The organism is Noviherbaspirillum cavernae, from assembly GCF_003590875.1.
Classification (GTDB): domain Bacteria; phylum Pseudomonadota; class Gammaproteobacteria; order Burkholderiales; family Burkholderiaceae_D; genus Noviherbaspirillum; species Noviherbaspirillum cavernae.
In genome coordinates this window covers 344,398-364,284 of sequence record NZ_QYUN01000003.1, presented here as the reverse complement: position 1 = coordinate 364,284, position 19,887 = coordinate 344,398, and the positions used below count along the sequence as shown (strand labels likewise).

17 protein-coding genes are annotated in these 19,887 nt (G+C 60.7%); 10 read left to right on the top strand and 7 right to left on the bottom strand.

Going from position 1 to position 19,887, the window contains the following annotated elements; all coding sequences use genetic code 11:
- Positions 1-4 precede the first annotated feature (4 nt).
- The 5 genes from D3870_RS20245 (at position 5) to D3870_RS20225 (ending at position 5,959) form a co-directional block, all read left to right on the top strand.
- Complete coding sequence (locus D3870_RS20245; protein ID WP_158590529.1) at positions 5-1,012, top strand: MBL fold metallo-hydrolase; 1,008 nt, start codon at positions 5-7, stop codon at positions 1,010-1,012.
- Between the two features lie 180 nt (positions 1,013-1,192).
- Positions 1,193-2,101 carry an EAL domain-containing protein gene (locus D3870_RS20240; protein ID WP_119742872.1) on the top strand — a complete coding sequence of 303 codons (909 nt, stop codon included), beginning with the start codon at positions 1,193-1,195 and terminating at the stop codon, positions 2,099-2,101.
- Between the two features lie 112 nt (positions 2,102-2,213).
- On the top strand, positions 2,214-3,002 hold the full coding sequence (locus D3870_RS20235; protein ID WP_119742871.1) for an SGNH/GDSL hydrolase family protein: 789 nt from the start codon (positions 2,214-2,216) through the stop codon (positions 3,000-3,002).
- Positions 3,003-3,063: 61 nt separating this feature from the next.
- On the top strand, positions 3,064-4,299 hold the full coding sequence (locus tag D3870_RS20230) for a polysaccharide pyruvyl transferase family protein (protein ID WP_242490118.1): 1,236 nt from the start codon (positions 3,064-3,066) through the stop codon (positions 4,297-4,299).
- Between the two features lie 199 nt (positions 4,300-4,498).
- Complete coding sequence (locus tag D3870_RS20225) at positions 4,499-5,959, top strand: C13 family peptidase (RefSeq protein WP_158590528.1); 1,461 nt, start codon at positions 4,499-4,501, stop codon at positions 5,957-5,959.
- Positions 5,960-5,981: 22 nt separating this feature from the next.
- On the opposite strand, the gene D3870_RS20220 is transcribed toward D3870_RS20225, so the two are convergent.
- The gene (locus D3870_RS20220; RefSeq protein WP_147375882.1) at positions 5,982-6,476 is read right to left on the bottom strand and encodes a hypothetical protein; all 495 of its coding nucleotides are present in this window, start codon (positions 6,474-6,476) and stop codon (positions 5,982-5,984) included.
- A gap of 205 nt (positions 6,477-6,681) precedes the next feature.
- On the opposite strand from D3870_RS20220, the gene D3870_RS20215 reads away from it, so the two are divergent.
- The 3 genes from D3870_RS20215 (at position 6,682) to D3870_RS20205 (ending at position 10,813) form a co-directional block, all read left to right on the top strand.
- Complete coding sequence (locus D3870_RS20215; protein WP_340638457.1) at positions 6,682-7,902, top strand: HPP family protein; 1,221 nt, start codon at positions 6,682-6,684, stop codon at positions 7,900-7,902.
- 371 nt (positions 7,903-8,273) lie between these two features.
- Positions 8,274-8,657, top strand: coding sequence for a hypothetical protein (locus D3870_RS20210; protein WP_119742867.1), 384 nt, complete (start codon positions 8,274-8,276; stop codon positions 8,655-8,657).
- Positions 8,658-8,725: 68 nt separating this feature from the next.
- Positions 8,726-10,813: a 3-hydroxybutyrate oligomer hydrolase family protein gene (locus D3870_RS20205; protein ID WP_119742866.1), complete on the top strand. Its 2,088-nt coding sequence runs from the start codon at positions 8,726-8,728 to the stop codon at positions 10,811-10,813.
- Positions 10,814-10,990: 177 nt separating this feature from the next.
- Here the strand turns inward: D3870_RS20205 and D3870_RS20200 are convergent, their stop codons facing one another.
- The gene (locus tag D3870_RS20200) at positions 10,991-12,232 is read right to left on the bottom strand and encodes a branched-chain amino acid ABC transporter substrate-binding protein (protein WP_119742865.1); all 1,242 of its coding nucleotides are present in this window, start codon (positions 12,230-12,232) and stop codon (positions 10,991-10,993) included.
- 148 nt (positions 12,233-12,380) lie between these two features.
- Here D3870_RS20200 and D3870_RS20195 point away from each other — a divergent pair, with 148 nt between their 5' ends.
- Complete coding sequence (locus D3870_RS20195; protein WP_119742864.1) at positions 12,381-13,376, top strand: LysR family transcriptional regulator; 996 nt, start codon at positions 12,381-12,383, stop codon at positions 13,374-13,376.
- Here the strand turns inward: D3870_RS20195 and D3870_RS20190 are convergent.
- Complete coding sequence (locus tag D3870_RS20190) at positions 13,350-14,954, bottom strand: DHA2 family efflux MFS transporter permease subunit (protein WP_119742863.1); 1,605 nt, start codon at positions 14,952-14,954, stop codon at positions 13,350-13,352. The two genes, D3870_RS20195 and D3870_RS20190, sit on opposite strands and share 27 nt — an antisense overlap.
- 358 nt (positions 14,955-15,312) lie before the next feature.
- On the opposite strand from D3870_RS20190, the gene D3870_RS20185 reads away from it, so the two are divergent.
- Entirely contained in the window at positions 15,313-16,470 is a 1,158-nt protein-coding gene (locus tag D3870_RS20185; RefSeq protein ID WP_119742862.1) for an ATP-grasp domain-containing protein, read from the top strand.
- Between the two features lie 99 nt (positions 16,471-16,569).
- Here the strand turns inward: D3870_RS20185 and upp are convergent, their stop codons facing one another.
- From upp to D3870_RS20165, 4 genes are all read right to left on the bottom strand, one after another.
- Complete coding sequence (gene upp, locus D3870_RS20180) at positions 16,570-17,220, bottom strand: uracil phosphoribosyltransferase (RefSeq protein WP_119742861.1); 651 nt, start codon at positions 17,218-17,220, stop codon at positions 16,570-16,572.
- A 27-nt stretch (positions 17,221-17,247) separates the two neighbouring features.
- Positions 17,248-17,469, bottom strand: a complete 222-nt coding sequence (locus D3870_RS20175; RefSeq protein WP_119742860.1) for a hypothetical protein — start codon at positions 17,467-17,469, stop codon at positions 17,248-17,250.
- Positions 17,470-17,680: 211 nt separating this feature from the next.
- On the bottom strand, positions 17,681-19,111 hold the full coding sequence (locus D3870_RS20170) for a hypothetical protein (protein WP_119742859.1): 1,431 nt from the start codon (positions 19,109-19,111) through the stop codon (positions 17,681-17,683).
- Between the two features lie 215 nt (positions 19,112-19,326).
- Complete coding sequence (locus D3870_RS20165) at positions 19,327-19,818, bottom strand: hypothetical protein (protein WP_147375880.1); 492 nt, start codon at positions 19,816-19,818, stop codon at positions 19,327-19,329.
- Positions 19,819-19,887 lie beyond the last annotated feature (69 nt).

The following is a 19,887-nucleotide window of genomic DNA, read 5'->3' as shown; positions in this document are numbered from 1 at the left end:
TTCGATGCGCATCCTCAAACGCTTGCTTGTCCTGCTGCTTGCCCTGTGCATCATCGCCGCCGCTGGCCTCGCCTATCTGTTGCATCGCCATCCGTCTCTGCAGCCCTACGATGCGCTGCGCTGGCAGGGCGGTCCGGCGGTCTCGCCCGAGCTGAAGGTCGTCTTTCTGGGCGTATCGACCGTGCTGCTCGACGATGGCGAAACCGCCATTCTGACCGACGGTTTCTTTTCCCGGCCGGGCAAGCTGCAAACCTTTCTGGGGCAGGTCGCGCCGGAGGACGATGCCATTGCGCGCGGCTTGCAGCGCAGCGGCATCACGGAGATGAAGAGCAGGCTGGCGGCGGTCATTCCCGTGCATTCGCATTACGACCATGCGATGGATGCGCCGGAAGTCGCGCGGCGCACCAATGCCTTGCTGGTCGGATCGGAATCGACGGCCAATGTCGGACGTGGCTGGGGTTTGCCGGAGTCGCAGATCCGCATCGCAAACATGCGCGAACCGATGCGCTTCGGCCGTTTCACCGTGACATTGTTTCCATCGCAGCACGCGCCCACCGGCTTTACCGGCGGCCGGATCGAAGCGCCGCTGAAGCCGCCGATACGCGCCGCTGACTACAAGGAAGGCCAGAGTTACGCCGTGCTGGTGCAGCACGAAAAAAAGTCGCTGTTGATCAACGGCAGCGCCGGCTTTGAACCGGGCGCACTCAAGGATGTGCGCGCCGCCGTCGTCATGCTCGGCATCGGCTCGCTCGGTACGCGTTCTGACGATTACCGCGAGGCGTACTGGCGGGAAACGGTCGCGACGGTGCAGGCAAAACGCGTCATTCCTATCCATTGGGAAGATTTCTGGCTATCGTCCGACGAACCGATGAAGCCGATGCCGCCGCCGCTGGACAAGTTCGACGTGTCGATGCGCTTTCTGCACGAACGCGGCATGAAGGAGGGCGTGGATATCCGTCTGCCGCAGCAGTGGCAGACGATGGATGTGTGGCGTGAATTGCACACGCCTTGAGTTTGCCTTGTTCATTCGCTTGCGCACACTATACTGTACATATTTACAGTATTCGGCGTTCGCGAACCACTCTCACTCTGAGTGAAATGTGTTCCCGGGACAAGAACATCGACGCGCAGGGTTTTCAAGCAAGCCGCGTTGTCTGGTGATCGCTGGATCGATTGCCGTTTGGAGTCGAACATGAAACATGGCGGAAAAGGATTCGCGATGGCGAACCGTGTGCGCATCGACCCTGAAATCAGCGTGTTGTCGGGACTGCTCGCGAAGCTGAACGAGGTGCTGACGAGCCATTCAAAAGCAGCCGTCGCCGAACCGGCATGGAACCCGGCCTGCATCGATCTGCACTACCAGCCGAAGATCGATCTCGATACCGGTTTGCCGGTCGGGGTCGAGGCCTTGCTGCGCTGGCGCGGCACGGGCGGACGGCTTGTTCCGCCCGACGATTTTCTGCCGCGCATCCACTCGATCGAGCATCTGCTGTCGCTCGACCTGTACGTGCTGGAAAAAGCCGTTCGCCAATCCGCGATCTGGTTTGCGCAGGGCATCTCGCCCGTCATTTCCGTCAACATTTCGGCGGAACACTTCAATTCGATAACGCTTGCCGACCGGGTGGAAGAGGTGCTGACGAGAGTGCCGGCATTCGATCCGGCGAGGCTTGCGATCGAAATCCTCGAATCGGTCGCGATCGACAACATCGAGGCCGCCGCTGGCATCATCTTGCGTCTGCGCAAGCTGGGCATCCGCTTCTATCTGGACGACTTCGGCACCGGCCATTCCTCGGCGGCGTATCTGAAACACCTCGCGGTCGATGCGATCAAGGTGGACCGGATTTTCGCGCGCGACATTCCGCATGGCCCGACCAGTGTGCAGGACATGGCGATCATTGAAGCCTCCGTTTCGGTTGCGCAGGCGTTCGGTTTGAAGGTGATCGCGGAGGGCGTTGAAACGCGCGAAGCGGCACGCGAAGTCAAGCGGCTCGGCTGCCAGATGGCGCAGGGATACTACTTCGCGAAGCCCTTGCCGGAACCGGAGTTCGCCGCGTGGTACGCCGGCAGGTGCAAGACGGCAGCGCGGAGCGGGCAGTTTTGAGATGTGCTCGGTTCATGCATGCGCGCTTCGGCGTTACCTTGAATGCATTTCTTGTTGACCGGTTGCGAGGCGATTCTCTGCTTGCGACTCGCGCCATCCTTTCGGTGAAAACATGATTGTCCGCCTTCTTTTCCTGTCATTGGCATTGCTTGTGTCCACCGTGGCGCAGACAGCGCCTGCCGAATTGCCGCCAATGCGGATTCTCTTTATCGGCAACAGTTACACGTATTACAACGACATGCCGCAGCTGCTTGCGCGCCTGGCCTCCGTCAGCGGCGTGGCAAGGCCGGTGCAAGCCGAAACGATTGCGGTCGGCGGCGCGAGCCTGAAGTCGCATTGGGACAAGGGACAGGCGCAGGCGGTGATCGGGCGGGGGAAATGGGATTACGTCGTATTGCAGGAGCACAGCCTGTTACCGCTACGCGAGCCCACGGCGACGCGGCATGCGATCCGTCTGTTCCATGAAAGGATCAAGGCCGCCGGCGCGAAAACAATCCTGTACCTGACATGGGCAAGGGCACATGCGCCGCAGACGCAGGCTGAGTTGAACCGTGCATACGACAGCATCGGCAAGGAGCCCGGCATCAGTGTGGCACCGGTCGGTCCCGCATGGTTGTTCGCGCGAAAGGCAGATCCCGGCATCCCGCTGTACGAAAGCGACGACAGCCATCCATCGATCCTCGGATCGTATCTGGCTGCCTATGTATTCCATGTCGTCCTGTTCGGGCAAGCGCCGCAGCGGCTCATGGCGCCGGGAGGCTTGTCCGGGGAAGAACATGCGGCGCTTCTCGCCGCCGCTGTCAAGGCCGTTGCCGACACCGGTGCGTTGCAGCGCCGTGAGCGCACTCTGCTCAAGCGCGAGGGTGATGCAATCGGCCTTGCGTCACATGGGTCACATTGACGATGGTTCGGTAAATCCAGCGAGGCTCACGCAAGGTCGGGGTCACACCCGCCGCCACAACATGGTCCATGAAGCGATGCCGGGGGAGCTCGTCGCGCAGGAATGTCCCACCATCCTGTTTGGCGCTTTCGATCGCCATAATTTCGGCGACCTCCTTTTTCCGCACATTGCCGCTGCGTTGCTGAATGATGAAAATATCGTGTTCGCCGGACTGGCGGAGCGGGATATGCGCAACCAGGGCGGGCATCGGGTCGAGGCGATTGCTCGTCTTGCGACGCAGTGGCAGCATTGCGCAGTCAATGTCATCCATGCGGGCGGCGAACTGCTCGGCTGCGATGCGTGGCAGGCGGCGGTGATGCTGCAGACGCCGCGCCACGCGCGATCAATCGTCGCGCAATACGACGGCAATCGACAGGACGGGCTGGCATGGGCGCGCCGCATGATCGGGCTCGACGCACTGGCACCTTACGTGTTGTCGCGGGACATCTTTCCGCACGTCGGACAGATGATTCACAACGCCATCGGCGGTGTCGAGATCGATGAATGCGATGCGATGATGCGTGCCGAGATCCTCGCCAGGCTGCGAGCAGCCGATGCCGTCGGCGTGCGCGAGAAACAGAGCATGACGCTGCTGCAGGCGCATGGCATCGCGACGCGGCTCATGCCCGATCCGGCAGTGATGGTCGCCGATCTGTTCGATGCAAGAATTCGACAACGCGCCGATGCGGGCGAGGTCGCCCGGATGAGAACGATTTTTCCTCGGGGATACATCGCGGTCCAGTTCAGCGCCGGTTACGGCGATGATGCGACGCTGCGGGAGATCGCTGCGCAACTCGATCAGGTCGCTGCGGCCACTGGTTACGGCATCGTGTTTTTCCGCGCCGGCGCGGCACCATGGCATGACGAGCTTGCCTGCTACCGACGTGTCGCGCAGCGCATGCATGCGCCTGCGAGCAGGATATTCGCGTCGCTGAATCTGTGGGATATCTGCGCGCTGCTCGCCCGCAGTCATGCCTATTGCGGCAGCAGTCTGCACGGCAGAATCGTCGCCATGGCGTACGCGCTGCCGCGTATCAACCTGCGGCATCCGGCGCGACCAGGCGGCGTGGACAAGGTGCGTGCTTATGCCGACACCTGGGACGAGGGCATGCCGGCGACCGCCGAAGTGCATGCCATCGCCGCCGGAATTCTGCATGCCTTGAGCGCCGATGCGGAACCACTCCGGCGCAAGGCCGCAGCCCTGGCCGCGCAATACCGCCAGGCGTTCGATGCGCTTTGCGCGGGGTTGCGGCCATGAGCGCCGTCCACATCGCGCACGGCGCACCGCCATCCCGTTCGCCGCCGTCGCGCGCAACATCTACCTTGCAGGAAAAGGTGCGATTGGGTACGCCGCGTGGCATGATGGTTCTCGTAGTTTCCATGGCGTAGCGAAGCAGGTTGCGACCAGACTGCCATGTGCCATGTGCGGCGCGGCGATACCAAAGGATTGCAAGAACATGACAAATCATCCGGACGATTCCTCGACAGCGGGACCCGCACATGAAGTGTGGCAAACGCCGCAGCAAACGCAGCAACAGACACCTTCGCTGCTCCGGTGCCTGATCGAAGGTGGAAGATGCGCGCTCTTGATGCCGCCGCGCTGGCAGAGCACGTCCGCGACGCCATGGACGATCGCCCTGCTGACGGCACTCGGTCTGGTGCAGGCGCTTGTGCTGCAACGGCTGTACATCGTTGGCCCGGCCACGTTCTACTGGCAGGCGATTGCGGGCGGCTGGTCCGCCAGCGCGCTGTTGGCATGGGGCTGCTACGCGATGCGCCCGCAACCGCACGCGGACAGCGGGGCCGATGCCGCTCCCGGTGCCGCGCACCTGTTCACCATGCTGCTGGCGCTGACACTGGTCATATCGACCGCATGCGGCTTTGCGTATGTCGTGCTGATTCGCAATGGCCTGTACACGGAGACGGTCCTGGGCGCATGGGGAATGTGGGCACTGTGGCTGGGGCCGGCGGTGTGGCTGGTACTGGCGCAATTGATCCTGTTGTTGCGCAGCGGCGACCGCAAACCCGCTGCCATGCTGGCGGGCGCTCTGGCGATCGCGCTCGCCACGACGCTGTTCTTCGCCGTGCAGCAACCGGAGTTCTGGTATCCGGAAGAAAAGAACGCCGCAAGCGCAGCGAAGCGCCTCAGATTGACGCAAGAGTTGATGGAGTCCCGGCAACAGCTGCTCACGCAGCGTCTGGATGGCATCAAGCCGCAGCGTCCCGGCATCGTCGATCTGTACGGTATCGGTTTTTCTCCCTACGCTGAAGAGGATGTATTCCGTCGCGAGACTGCGATGGTGGCGGCAGTGATGGCGCAGCGTTTCGATGCGGACGGCCGAATCATGCAACTGGTCAACCATGCGGAAACGGTGGCGCAGTGGCCGTGGGCGACGCCCTTGAACCTGCAGCGCACGATCAAGCGCATGGCGGCGATCATGGACCCGAAGGAAGACATCCTGTTCATGCACCTGACCTCGCATGGCGCGCGCGACGGCCAGCTGGCGGCCCGCTTCTGGCCGATGGACGTGGCGGCTCTTCAGCCTGCCGAACTGAAGGCGTGGCTGGATGAGGCCGGCATCAAGTACCGGGTCATATCGATTTCCGCATGTTATTCCGGCAGCTGGATCGCGCCGCTGGCCGATGACAATACCCTGGTCGTGACGGCGGCCGATGCCGAACATACGTCCTACGGATGCGGCCGCAGTTCCGAGCTGACATATTTCGGACGAGCGATGTACGACGAACAATTGCGCACGCAGACCCTGTCGTTCAATGAAGCGCACCAGGCGGCCCGGCAGATCATCAAGCAGCGCGAAGAAGAAGCTGGCAAGGACGACGGCTATTCGAATCCGCAGATCAGGGAAGGTGCGGGCATTCAAGACCGTCTGGCGCTATTGCGAAAGCGCCTGCAGTGAGCAGATCGGCATTGACCACCGGCTAACGCGTCCGGACCAGCGCGTCAATGCTGGTCCGATTGTCATCTACAGGGGATTGCTTGAGACGTCGGTATTGCTGGATTGCGCCGACGACAAACAGCAAGAACAGGACGCCTGTAATGATCTTGAGTTCGGGCACGTCCGCATTGGCAAACAGAGGATCGCCAGGCGGCAGTCGCGTCGTCGTCTCGGTCACGCCCGGGATGAAATGGAAAAAGAAGGTCAGCGAGAAACCGATCACTTCGACATATCGGCTTGCCTTGCCGAAGAGCGGTGTGGCACCGGCGATGACGGCGACAGCCAGCACCACCAGCGTGATGATCCCCAGTGCATGCGGCTTGCCGAAGCCGCCATGCTGGTAACAAAACGCGTGATGGCCTCGACACTGGCAGATTTGCGTAAGCGCAGACAGACCGTTTCGGAAACAAGCGGGCTGCGCCATGCCAGGTGAGGTGATGAACGCCTTGGTATCATATGGTCCGGCTTGACAAGGCATGACCTCTTTTCCGCTTGTTTTCCGCTTGTACCCCGCCGCACGAAAAAATCTGCTTGTGGTTGCGTAGCGAATCGACATGAGTGGTTCAAGCATGCCGCCTTGCCGGATTGGCTGCAAACCATTTCTCTGTACGCCACACGCCTGCCGAAACGGTCGAGGGGAAAATTTTCCAAAGTGTCCGTGAGGCAGCGTGCGGCGGCGTAACTTGTCTTTTCTGAAAATGAATTCACTCCATTCCCGGCTGCGTCGCTATTTTCCGGAAGCGGTCAAAATCGATGCGCGCGAAAAGGCGCGATCCTTCGTGGGCGCATTGCTTGGCATATTCATCACTGCCGTATTGAGCCAGTGGCTGATCGGCTCCGATCCGGTGCTGCCGTGGCTGGTCGCGCCGATGGGGGCGTCGGCGGTATTGCTGTTCGCCGTGCCGGCCAGTCCGCTGGCGCAGCCGTGGTCGGTGTTGGGCGGCAACGTGATATCCGCGCTCGTGGGGGTGACTTGCGCAAAACTGATCGGCGTTCCGCTGGCTGCGGCCAGCATCGCGGTCGGTGCGGCAATCGCCATCATGTTCGCGCTGCGCTGCGTCCATCCGCCGGGCGGCGCGGTCGCGTTGAGCGCGGCGCTTGGCGGGCCGGCCATCGCCGCGCATGGCTACGGCTTCGCGCTCTCGCCCGTCGCCTTGAACTCGATCCTGCTGCTGGCGACCGCCATCGCCTACAACAAGCTGTGCGGACGACGCTATCCGCATTTTGCGACGGATCATGCCAACCAGCACCGCACGGCGGATGCGCGCCCCACTGAACGACTGGGCGTCAATCCGGAAGACCTTGATGCGGCGCTGGCGCAGTACAACCAGGTGCTCGACATCAGCCGCGACGATCTGGAAGAAATTCTGTCGCGGACCGAGATGCATGCCTACCAGCGCCGCTTCGGCGAGGTGAAATGCGGCGACATCATGTCGCATGATGTGGTGAAGGTGGAGTTCGGCACCGAACTGCAGCCGGCATGGCGACTGCTGCGCCAGCACAGGATCAAGGCGCTGCCGGTGGTCAACCGCTTCAATCGCGTGATCGGCATCGTCACGCAGTACGACTTCATCAAGCAGTCCGAACTCGACGAGATCGACGGCTTTTCGGACAAGCTGCGCCGCTTCCTCAAGCGCACGACCGGCACCCACGCCGAAAAGCCGGAGGTGGTCGGACAGATCATGACGACGGCCGTACGGACCGCCTCGGTCAATCAGCCGATCGTGAGTCTGGTGCCGATGTTCTCCGACACCGGCCTGCATCACCTGCCGGTGGTGGACGACAATGAAAGACTGGTGGGCATCGTCACCCAGTCCGATCTGGTGGCGGCGCTGTATCAATCGCGCTTGCAGCAGAGCGAAAATCAGGCAGCGGGGAGTGCAGCCGTACTGCGCCGCGCCTGACGAGCGCCGGCCAGGCCCGGCATCGGCTTTGCCGGCAGCATGCATCAAGTAACAGGTCGATTCCATCGCATCCAGAATCCGATCTGCCCGGATCAGGCCGTTTGACGTATGTCAGTCCCATGGCCTGTGGAAGTCCTTACCATGTGCATATACCAAAAACATCCATGGCTTAAGTGCTTACTCTCTCCTCCATAGACAAGCCCGCATCACGCCTGCCGCCTGCAGGCACAGGGTCATTTCGATGGTGCCCCGATGGTGCCTCTCAAGCAGTCCGTAAAACCCGATAGCGCAGTCGCGGCTTTGTCCGCCATATACGAAGGCGTTTCCAGAACAGCTGGCAGTGGGATGGATTTTGATTGGGGAGATTGGACATGTTCAGATACCTGTTCCGCCACGCCGTATGCCTGTTTACATTGGCATCGCTCGCCGGTTTGACGGGTTGCGATCAACCGTCGCCGGACGCATCACGCCAGGATGGGATGCAGGTGCTCAACGGCGCGATTGCGAATCCATGGACAACTTCCCGTTCGACGGCGACCGCAGATGACGGAAGCTCGCCGACCGCCTCCACGATGCCCATCCTCACCGCAAACGGCGCGATGCCCGGGCAGATGCCGGCCCTCGCGGATGCCGCACGAATGCGGGCAACAGCGCCGGATCGACCAATGGCAAATCTCGACAACCCGGATGAATCAGTCCGGGCGCGGGCGCAGCAGCTTTTGAACGCAGGGCCGCCGGGCTGGGACAGAGACTAGGCGCGAACCGGCACAGCGCTTAACCAGGGCCGTGCCATGCGCATGGCCTTTTACAAGGAGACAAACGCATGCGCATTTCCCCGACCGCAGCCAGTGTCCTGGCCGCATTTCTGGCACTTGGCGGCATCAGCATCAGTAGCGCCGCCGAGCGCGACAATGATCGAGATGGCGATCGAGGCAATTCAAAAAAGCCCCATCAAGGCCGACCTTCATTCCTGCGCGGCGAACCGGTGCGTACGAGTTATGACGGCATCCGGACCGGCTTTTTGCATACGGGCGAAGCTCCCGGCGTGGCGGCATTGATCGGGTTCGCGGTGCCCGTCGGCAGCGACCCTTCTCCCGCCGCACTGCGCACGCTGCAGATCAAGGGCTCGTATCTCGGTCTGGTCGATGTGACTGCGGCAGGCGGCTTTGGCACCTACTACGGGAAGATCGATGCGCAGGCAAACATCGGCGACGAGTACATCGCGGTTTCCGACGATGGGACGGGCAGGCGCAATGTGACGATCGCGGTGCAGATCCCCAGCCACTTCAACCCGAGCAAGCCGTGCATTGTGGCGGCAGCGTCGAGCGGCTCACGCGGCGTGTACGGAGCGGCACCGACGACCGGCGAATGGGCACTCAACAAGGGCTGCGCCGTGGCGTACAACGACAAGGGGACCGGAATCGGCGCGCATGATCTCGACCATGACCGTGCCTATGCGATCGATGGCACCCTGGTGCAGGCAGGACAAAGGACCGATCTGGTCTTCAACGCCAACCTGCTTGATGGCAACCTCGGCGCGTACCGTATCGCGAATCCGAACCGCTTCGCGCTCAAGCAGGCGCACTCCAGACAGAATCCCGAGAGTGACTGGGGCAAGTCAACCCTGGAGTCCATCAAGACGGCCTTCTATGTGCTCAACAAGCAGTTCCCGGGGAAGCGCTTCGCACCCGGCAATACCATCGTGATCGCGTCCAGCATCTCGAATGGTGCCGGCGCAGCCATCCAGGCCGCGGAACAGGATAGCGAGGGCATGATCAGCGGCATCGCGGTGGCAGAACCGCAAGTCAACATCTCTGAGCATGCGAAGCTCCTGGTCAAGCGGGGCAGCAAGGTCATTGCCAATGCAGGCAAGCCGCTGTATGACTACTTTACCTATGCGAACCTGTTGCAGGCGTGCGCGACGCAAGCGCCCGCGCTCAAGGTCACGTCGGTCTTCGTGAATGCCGCGCTGGCGGCGAACCGGTGCGCGGCGCTGACGCAGCTGGGTGTCATCAGCGGCGCGAACCTGACCGAACAGGCGAACGACGCGCTGGAAAAACTGCATGCCTACGGCTGGGAGCCTGACAGCGACCAGTTGCATGACAGCCATTTCGGATTTGAATTCACCAACCTTGTCGCCAGCGCATACGCCAGTGCCTATGCCCGGACATCGGTGACCGAGCCGGTCTGCGGATACAGCGTCGGCGGTGTCGGCGCCACGATTCCCGGCGCGCCCGCCGAGGCAGCGCTCAAGCAATTCTGGGGAACGGGCTCGGGCCTGGCCGCCGGCCTGCTGACCGTCATCAACGACAATGCGGTGGGCGGTCCTGCCAAGGACACGCTGTCGGTCTCGGCCAGCACCCTGAAGGCGGATTACAACATCGATGGAGCAATGTGTTTGCGCCGTCTGTCGAGCGGGAACGGCGTCGGTAATACGCTGCTTTCCAGCAAGGAAAAAGACTTGGCGAAACGTGTCCGCCACGGCTTGAAGGAAGTCCGTGTCAATGGCGACTTGAATGGCAAGCCGACCATCATCGTGCATGGCCGTTCGGATACGCTCCTGCCGGTCAACCACACATCGCGGCCCTACGCAGCATTGAACCGTCGTGCCGACAAACGCTCCGATCTGCATTACTACGAAATCACGGACGCCAACCATTTTGATGCGCTGGTCGCCTTTTACCCGCGCGTGCTCGTGCCCTTGCATGTATACGGCATCCGCGCGCTGGATTTGATGTACGCCCGACTGACCGCGAATGCGCCGCTGCCGCCGTCGCAAGTGGTGCGTGCGGTGGCAAGAAGCTCGGCGGCGACGACGCTGACCGATGCCAATGTTCCGCACATTGCGCTTCAACCCGCGGCTGGCAACAGGATTGAGGTCAGGGAAGGGGCGATCACCGTGCCTGATTAGGCAGGTCAGAAAAACAGCAAATACTTGATACTCGGTCCGTCACTCCGGCGTGCGCCGGAGTGACGGACCGTTGTTGCATCAATCTTCGAAATTTCAATAGTGCGTGACGGTGGAACCCGCATGAATGAAGGTTCCCCGTGTCAGTCAGTTACTGAATTCCCGATAGATGCATCTGCATCAGGACGGACGCTTCATCTGGCAGGATGTCGGCTGGGTGGCGACATAGGTATCGATCTTCTGATCCGTCTTCCATCCATAACCGGTGTTTTCCTGATCGAACTTCACGTCCTTGTTGTTGGTCTTGGTCCAGGTTGCGATGTAGATCGGCTGCTGCAGCTGGTGATCGCCCTTGCGCATCTCGACTTCGCCGTTCAGGCTCTTGAACTTCATGCCTTCCAGTGCGGTGGCGACCTTTACGGGGTCGGCTGACTTCGCATCCTTGATCGCCTTCGACAGCATGTTGACGGCGGTGTAGGTTGCCAGCACGTAGAAGTCGTCGTTGTACTTCTTCTTGAACGAATCGACGATGTCCTTGCCGGAATAGGTTTCGTTATTGACGTTCCAGTAGCCGACATACTTCACGCGTTCCGCGCCGGCTGCGCCCATCGCGGTCGGCACGCCGGTGGTGACGCCGTAGTAGGTGTAGATGTTGGCGGTCAGGCCCGCATCCTTGGCGGCCTTGACCAGCAAGGCGAGGTCGGCACCCCAGTTGCCGGTGATGACGGTGTCCGCGCCGGAAGCCTTGATCTTCGCCACGTACGGAGAGAAATCCTTCACCTGGCCGATCGGATGCAGGTCGTCGCCGACGATCTGCACGTCAGGACGCTTGCGCTTCAGGTAGTTCTTCGCGGCACGCGTCACCTGATGTCCGAACGCGTAGTTCTGGCCGATGATGTAGACCTTCTTGATGCCCTGGTCCTTCGCCATGAAGGTGGTCAGTGCTTCCATCTTCATGTCGGAGTTGGCATCGAAGCTGAAGTGCCAGAAGCTGCACTTGCTGTTGGTCAGGTCCGGGTCGATCGCGGAGTGGTTGAGGAAGACGATTTCCTTGCCGGGATTGCGCTCGTTGTGCTTGTTGACCGCATCGACCAATGCCAGCGCAACGCCGGAGCCGTTACCCTGCGTGATGTAGCGATAGCCCTGATCAATGACTGTCTTCAGTTGCGTCAGCGATTCCTGCGGGCTGCCCTTGTTGTCGAAGCCAACCACTTCAATGGTATTGTCACCGGCCAGCTTCTGCTTGTTGGCCTGCTCGGCAAACATCTTGTAGCTGTTCAGCTGGTTCTGTCCGATCGGGGCGAACGGGCCGGACAGCGTGTCGATAAATGCAATTTTGACATTCTCGGCCATGGCGGTCGGGGCGGAGAATGCGGCGGCGATGGATAATGCCAGAAGCAGGGGACGTGTCTCTCGTATCATTTTTCTCTTTTGTGGTGTGGATAATGTCAATGTCGTTGCGGGCATGCCGATGCTGCAAGAACGCGGCGCATCACACACCTGCATGGGCAGTATGTAAATATGTATTCCCCCGGTCAAATGACATTTTCTAATTCGCAGAATTAAAACCATGCATATAGAGCGCATCGACCTGAATCTCTTCGTGATCTTCGAAAGGATCTATGCGGAGGGTTCGCTGACGCGGGCGAGCGAGCAGCTCAACCTCACGCAGCCGGCACTCAGCCATGCGCTCGCCCGCCTGCGCACGGTCGTGAACGATCCGCTGTTCGTGCGCCAGGGCGGCAGGATGGTGCCGACGCCGGCGGCACACAAGCTGATCCGGTACGTCAAACCGTCGCTGACGGCGATCAAGCAGGGTCTCGGCGAAATCGAAGACTTCGATCCGACATCCAGCCGCAAGCGCATCCACATCGGCTGGCCGCATCGGTTCGAATCCGTCATGCTGCCGAGACTGATGCCCGTGATCGAGGCCGGCGCGCCCGGCGTGGAGCTCTCCTGCTCGCTGCTGGGGCGCTACGAGCTGGAGGAGAAATTGAGCACCGGGGCGATCGACCTCGCGTTGAACGTGTTGCGGCCGACGGGGCCGGACATCAGAAGTCGACTGATACTGCGAAGCGATCTTGCGGTAGTGGCGCGCAAGGGGCATCCCGGCATCCGGAAAACCCTTTCGATGAACAGCTACATGGCACATAAGCATGTGCTGGTCACGGGAAGCAGCAACGGCCGGGGTTTCGAGGATTTCGAACTGGCGGCGCATGGTTTGAAACGGGATATATCGCTGCGTTGCACCGATTACCATTCCGCCTGTCTCGTCGTGAGCAAGACGAATCTGCTCCTGACGATCATGTCGCCCATCGCGGAGCTCGCCGTGCAGGGATCGGACATCGAACTCCACCGCTTCCCGCTGCCGGACAAGACCGTAGACCTCTATCTTTACTGGCACGCCATGTCGGACAACGATCCGGCGATACAGTGGATGATCGGCCTGATTGAAGAACAGGTGAGCGCAGACGCCTCGATCAAGGCAGTGAACAAGCCGAAGCCGGCCAGAAAGCCGGAAAAATCTTCAACGGCAAAATCATCCGCCCGGACCGGCGCGCAGTGACGATCGCTGCGGACGATCCTCGATCATCCGCCACGCGATCAGCGAACTGGCAAGGGCGAGCAGGGCGGAAAGCAGCATCACCCATCGGAAACCGTACACGAAGGACGCCGCCACGCCGGTCTTGATGACATCCCGTTCGACCTGCGCGGCCTCGGCGGGCACTTCGATCGCGGCCAGCTTGTCTTGCTGCGCCACGATCCGGCTCAAGAGCGGCGGTGTCACGGTCGATGCATTGATGGACTCCTTGAATGCATGGTTGAAGCCGTGGCTCATGACGATGCCGAGCACCGCAATCGCCAGCAGCGCGGCGGCGCGCGATACCGCGTTGTTGACGCCGGAGGCCACGCCCGCCAGCTTGCTGTCGAGCGCATTCATGACCGTCGTCGTGAGCGGCGCGACGCTGACCGTCATGCCGAATCCCAGCACCAGCACCGCCGGGAAGAAGGTGCTCCAGTAGCTGCCGCCGATGCCGGGCAGCGCAAACATCGCAAAGCCGAGCGCCGCAATCGCCGGGCCGATCACCAGCGGACGCTTCGCGCCGTAGCGGTCCACCAGTCCGCCCGCCCAGCGCGACAGCAGGAACATGCAGAGCACGAAGGGCAGCAGGGCCGCGCCTGCCGCCGTGGCCGAATATCCCTGCACCTGGATCAGGTTGAGCGGGAAAAAGTACAAGCCGCCGCCGAGCGCCGAATAGAGCAAGAGCGTCAGCAGATTCGCACCGCTGAAATTGCGCGAGCGGAACAGATGCAGCGGCAGCATCGGCGCGGGATGCCTGCGTTCGACCGCGATGAAGCCGGCCACGGCCACCGGCGCGGCTGCGAGCGCGCCGAGCACGCGCGCATCGCGCCATCCCAGCGTGGCCGATTCGATCACGCCATACACGAAGCATCCGAGTCCGACGCTGGCCAGCACCGCGCCCAGCCAGTCAGGCTGCCTGGCATCATCCGTGTTGCGGCTTTCCGGCACGTACCGGAAGGCCAGCGCGAGGATGAGCAGCGCGAGCGGCACGTTGATGAAGAAGGCGTAGCGCCACGAAAGATGTTCGATGAGCCAGCCGCCGATCACCGGACCGAGCGCGGCGGTGATCGCGGTGTAGCCGGACCAGACGCCGATCGCCTTGCCGCGTATGTCTTCCGGGAAGGATGCGCTGATCAGGGCAAGACTGCCGGGTATCAGCAAGGCGCCGCCCACTCCCTGCATTGCCCTTGCGATGATGAGCTGCTCGATCGAGCCGACCAGGCCGCACCACACGGACGCCAGCGCGAACACGGCGACGCCGATCGCAAACACGCGCCGTCGTCCGAAGCGGTCTCCTGCGCCGCCGCCGACCAGCAGCAATGCGGTCAGCAGCAGGCCGTACGATTCGATCACCCATTGCGCGCTTGCCGCGCTCGCATGGAATTCATTCTGCAGCGCAGGCAGAGCCACGTTCACCACGGTACCGTCGATGAAGGCCATGCCCGATGCCAGAATGGTCGTCGCCAGTACCCATGGCCGTGCGCGGACGCTGCAGGGCGTGGCGGCGGGCGTTCCCTGGATGACGCCTTCGTCGCATGCGGAGGATGTTGCGACACTCATGTGCTGTTCCGGGAAGGTGGATGATGGCGACAAGGAAACAAGCATTGGCCATTGGACAATTCACCGTGACGGACGTTTGTCTTCCCGGCAAGCACGCTCGCGATGCCATTCCGCGCCTGATGGATGGATACCGCAACGGCGCAGTAGTTCGCGCATAAGGCATATGGAGAATAGGCGCGTATGTCCGTGACGCCGTCTCGTGATGTGCGATTTCGATCTGCCGCTGTTCGACGGCATGCATGATTTTTCGCAATCCTGCCGCCGGGAACATTGTCTGCAATCAATTCATGCTTCCGCCATGCAAGTAAATTACAAACGGTAAACATGTTCTGAAAAAGACAATACAAGGGGAGAACAAATGCTGAATTTTCTGGTGGTCGGCGATAGCAGGCGCATTGTCGCTGCGGTACTGCAGGCCATCCGCAGCTACACCGATGCCAAGTGCATGGTGGTGGGCGGCAGCGATACGCGTCCGTTGCGCTGGTCCTCGCTGTGCGACAGCCAGCGCGTGATCGATTTTCAGGGCGGCGATGATGAGCGCTTCGTGAGCATGGTCAACGAGCTGGCCGCCAGGATGCCGCACATGTTGATGATTCCCTGCGACTGCGATGGCATCAGGCTCGTCAACCGCGTGCGCGACAGGATCACCATGGGCGTCACACCTATCCCCGAGCTGCCGATGCTGGAACGCTTCGACGACAAATGGCTGTTCCATCAATTCTGCACGCAGCATGCGCTGCCGGTTCCCGAGACGCACTGCATCGGGTCGAAATCCGAGGCCGATTTCAATACGCTGGTTTCCACGCTGGGTCTGCCATTCGTGCTCAAGCCGGTCAATCAGGCTGGTTCGCTGGGCGTGCAGATCGTGACGAGCAGGGCGCACTTCGACCGTGAAATCCTCAACAATGCGCAGTACCAGTATGCGCCGCTGATTGCGCAGCGCTATATCGATGGCGAGGACATCGACCTCAGCGTGCTATCCAGACATGGCGCGATGTCGGCGTTTGCGATTCAGCAGTTGAACGGCGCGGAAGTCAATTTCGTGTCCAACCATCATCTGGAAAGAATCGCGGCGGAACTGTGCCAGAAAAGTCGATACCACGGCGTGATGCATATCGATGCGCGCATCGAGAAAGCGACCGGCGACATCTACTTGATCGAATGCAATCCGCGCTTCTGGGCATCGCTCACCGCATCGGTCTGGTGCGGATTGAATTTCGTTGCGGAAAGCATCCAGCCGGCAGCGCGGGTTCATCGTGTGCGCCAGTTGACCGCCGGCACCGCCTATCTGCGGCATCCCATCATGCGGCCGTCCTGCTGGCCGCAATTGTTGTCCGATACCGGCGAACGCGGCCGACTCATGCGCGCCATCACCTTCGACCTGCCGACTCTGCGGGAATTCATGCGCGAAACGCCCGCCATGCTCTGGAAGCAGGCGAAAAAACTGGCGGGAGACAGTGCGCGGACGCAGCAGGAAATCGTCGACGTGACGTCGCGCTCGAAGAAGAGCACGTGACCTGGACGTGAGCGGATGTTGCATGCAGCGGCGGCGATGAAGCATCGCCGCCGCTGCCCATTGCGCGGTCGAAACGCCATGCGCGCCGCTCGGTGAAAGCTATTTGGTGCCGAACAGCCGGTCGCCCGCATCGCCGAGGCCGGGCACGATGTAGGCATGATCGTTCAGGTGCGAATCGAGTGCGGCGACATAGACCTTCACGTCGGGATGCGCGTTCTGGAATACCGTGATGCCCTCCGGTGCCGCGACCAATGCGAGGAAGATGATCTGCTCATCCGTGACGGCGCGCTGCTTCAAGACATTGACCGCGTGCACCGCCGAGTTGCCGGTTGCCAGCATCGGGTCACACAGGATGAAGTGGCGCCCGGACAGGTCCGGCAGACGCACCAGATATTCCACCGGCTGGAGCGTTTGCGGATCGCGATAGACGCCGATGTGGCCGACACGGGCCGACGGCACCAGCTCCAGCAAGCCGTCGCTCATGCCGATGCCGGCCCGCAGCACCGGCACCACCACCAGCTTCTTGCCGGCGATGATGGGGGCGTCGATGACTTGCAGTGGCGTCTCGATGCGCGTCGTCGTCAGCGGCAGGTTGCGCGTGATTTCATATCCCATCAGCAGCGTGATCTCGCGCAGCAGTTCGCGAAAGGTGCGCGTCGAGGTGTTCTTGTCGCGCATATGGGTGAGCTTGTGCTGGATCAGCGGATGATCGAGGATGTGCAGATTGGGAAAGCGTGGATCCTGTTTCATGGTCGTATGGGATTCCCGTGAGGAAGTCTAGCGCGGCATCGGCAGATGGCGGAGCGCTGCGGACATCGCCATGCCGGCGAAGCATGCATGGACATAGAGTACTTCGAATACCGGCACGATGTCTGCGCTGAAGCCAACCGATTTCAACAAGCCTGGCAGGTCGGGCAGCACCTCGGATGCAGCCGCTGCGCGCCGTGACTGCTTGAGCGGATGAGGATGCAGCCCTGCGCCGTCTCCAGGGTTTTTCACGGGAACATCGTGAGACCGATGATGGTCGTTCAGCATGGGGGAGTGGTGGTGAGGCGGCTCCTGTCTGTCGGAGTCCGGCTCACCTGTCCTGCATCACGCATATCGGTTGCGTGTACGCAGGATGACCAGATCATACGAAGGATTTGTTACGGTGTGATGAATTTTCGCTAGCGTTCATGCAGTAACGCGCGATCCATTCCGGTGTGTGTCGTCAAGACGCCCTGGCGCATAACGTGAGGTATCTGGGTTGTGCATCTTCTCGCAGCAGTTTGAAAAGCTCATCTCGCGAGTGCCCGTCGAATTTGTTGATATCGTCAAAAATGGCCAATGGCTCTCCATGTCGCGCCAGTTCCTGATTGAGCAGGAGATGGCATATGCGCGCGTTGCCGTCTCCAAACAGATGTGCCCGCTCCAGCCACTGGCAAAGGTCAATCGCAGCTTTCGCACACCGGTCGGCACGGGCCTGCGGATTGGCATCTTCCTTCGCTGCCTCGACTTCCGCACGATATGCAGAAAATTTTTCCTCCGCTTTCCTTTCCAGTGCCTCTGCTGAAATTCCACCGCGGCTGACCGTTGTATATGTCGATGTGGACTGGGTGATGTCAATCATGTCAGGTTCATCAGCACCTATTCTGAGTCCTTCAAAAAAGCTGTGGAGCTCTTTCATGCCATCGTCGGTGAGCGTGTGGCCGGGTCGCACATTGAACGAAACATCCGCCTCGAACTTGCCATCCTTGACGCCATCGAAGATTTCGCCGGATCTGATGGCTGGATTCTGTTCTGTGGCCAGTACGTGGAGCTCTTTCAATTGCGCCAAATCCGGATAGGCGGTTTTATCTTCCGCATTCCTCATCGCTGACAACATCGCCTTGGTTGTGCCGAATAAATATGATTTTTCAGAATCAAAAATATATCCGAACAAAAAGTGATCAACGTCGATGTTGTGCGTCTTGAGAGTCTGGTTGTGGGCGAACCAGTGCTTCAATACCTCGATCTTGCAATGGTCAATTCCCAGCATTTTCCATCGCTGTCCTTCCGGGATGTCCTTGAGCGGGGTCTGATCAAAATTCTTCATCAGCGGAGGCATTGTATTTGCCGCGAGCTTGAATTCGCCGGGCAGTGTCATTCCGATTTTGAGCGCGGCAATTTGACATGCCCTGTTGGCGTCCTTGAACATGGCGTCCAGGTGTTCTCCTTCGAGTCCGATATCCTGATCGTGCGCCGTCTTGAGTATCGCCGCGATCAATGCGGCCATTGGCAGGTTCGCTTCAAGTCCGCTCATTCTCTCCAGAGTCTCGCGCTCGGCATTGAAGCATTCCTTCAAGGACATGGCGATCGTTTCAAACTCCGATTTGACCAGTTTCCGGAAATTCTCTGACAAGTCTGGCGTGTACGGCTTCAACTGACGCGCCGGGCTCGCTTGCGCATTGGCGGGGGGAAGACTCAGGTTCAGATTGTGAAAGCGCTTCAGCAGTTCGATGGTGGACTGGCTTTTCGCAGGAGGCGACAGAGTCGCATTGGTTTGCATCAGGGTGGTTGCGCTTGTTGCAACGGGTGCCGCGATTTCGGGGCGCACTTCATTTTCACGATGGTGTTGCGGTGATGCGCCTGCAATTGCCGCGCCGATCCGGGGGATAGTCATGATCAGAATCTTTCAAGTATTGGCTGCAAGAGACGGGAAACCATTTTCGATGTCGGTCGCGTGCGAGATCCATCCTCGGAATACGTCATCGCATGTCGCTTCGATGAGGGATCAGTGGTGGACATTGACACGTTGGTTCCAATACCTGCCGCGCCCGTCATATGGAATGCGGGTCGGCATGAACAGTCCCCCGACTGCGAAGCAGTACGTCGCGGCTACAGGCATCCTTCGACATATCCGACGGACGGCTGGAGGCCGCCGCGAATCGCGGTGACCTTGCCATTGACTTCTTCCATGACCAGGGCTGCGTTCTCGTTCGCATCCGGAAAAATCAGGTAGTGGCCGTTGTCTTCATACTTGTGCGGCGTGATGCGCACATCCGGATGTCGTGTCTTGACGCCGGTCAGGGAAGCCCCGACGGCGACTCCGGCGGAGTTTGGCACGCCCGCCCTGGCATCGGCACGTGTGACGATGCCGTTCTCCACCATGAAGCGCACTTTCGGCATCTTCCTGAAGCTGACATAGGCGCATGCCGCATCGCGCTTTGCGGGCGTTGCTTTCTGTCCCAGTCCGGCTTCCACATCGACGAGCCTGGAGCCGAACGTGATGTCGCCGTATGCGGTGGCGGACAGCACGCGTGCGGGCGCGGCGACAGCGAGCGGAGACGTCAGCGCGCACAGGAGCAGGAGGCGGGCGGAAGAGAACATGGCGTATGAATCCTCGCGATCATGTATGTCTTGCGATCGATTCTGGCGCAAGGCGACAGCAGCGGGAAT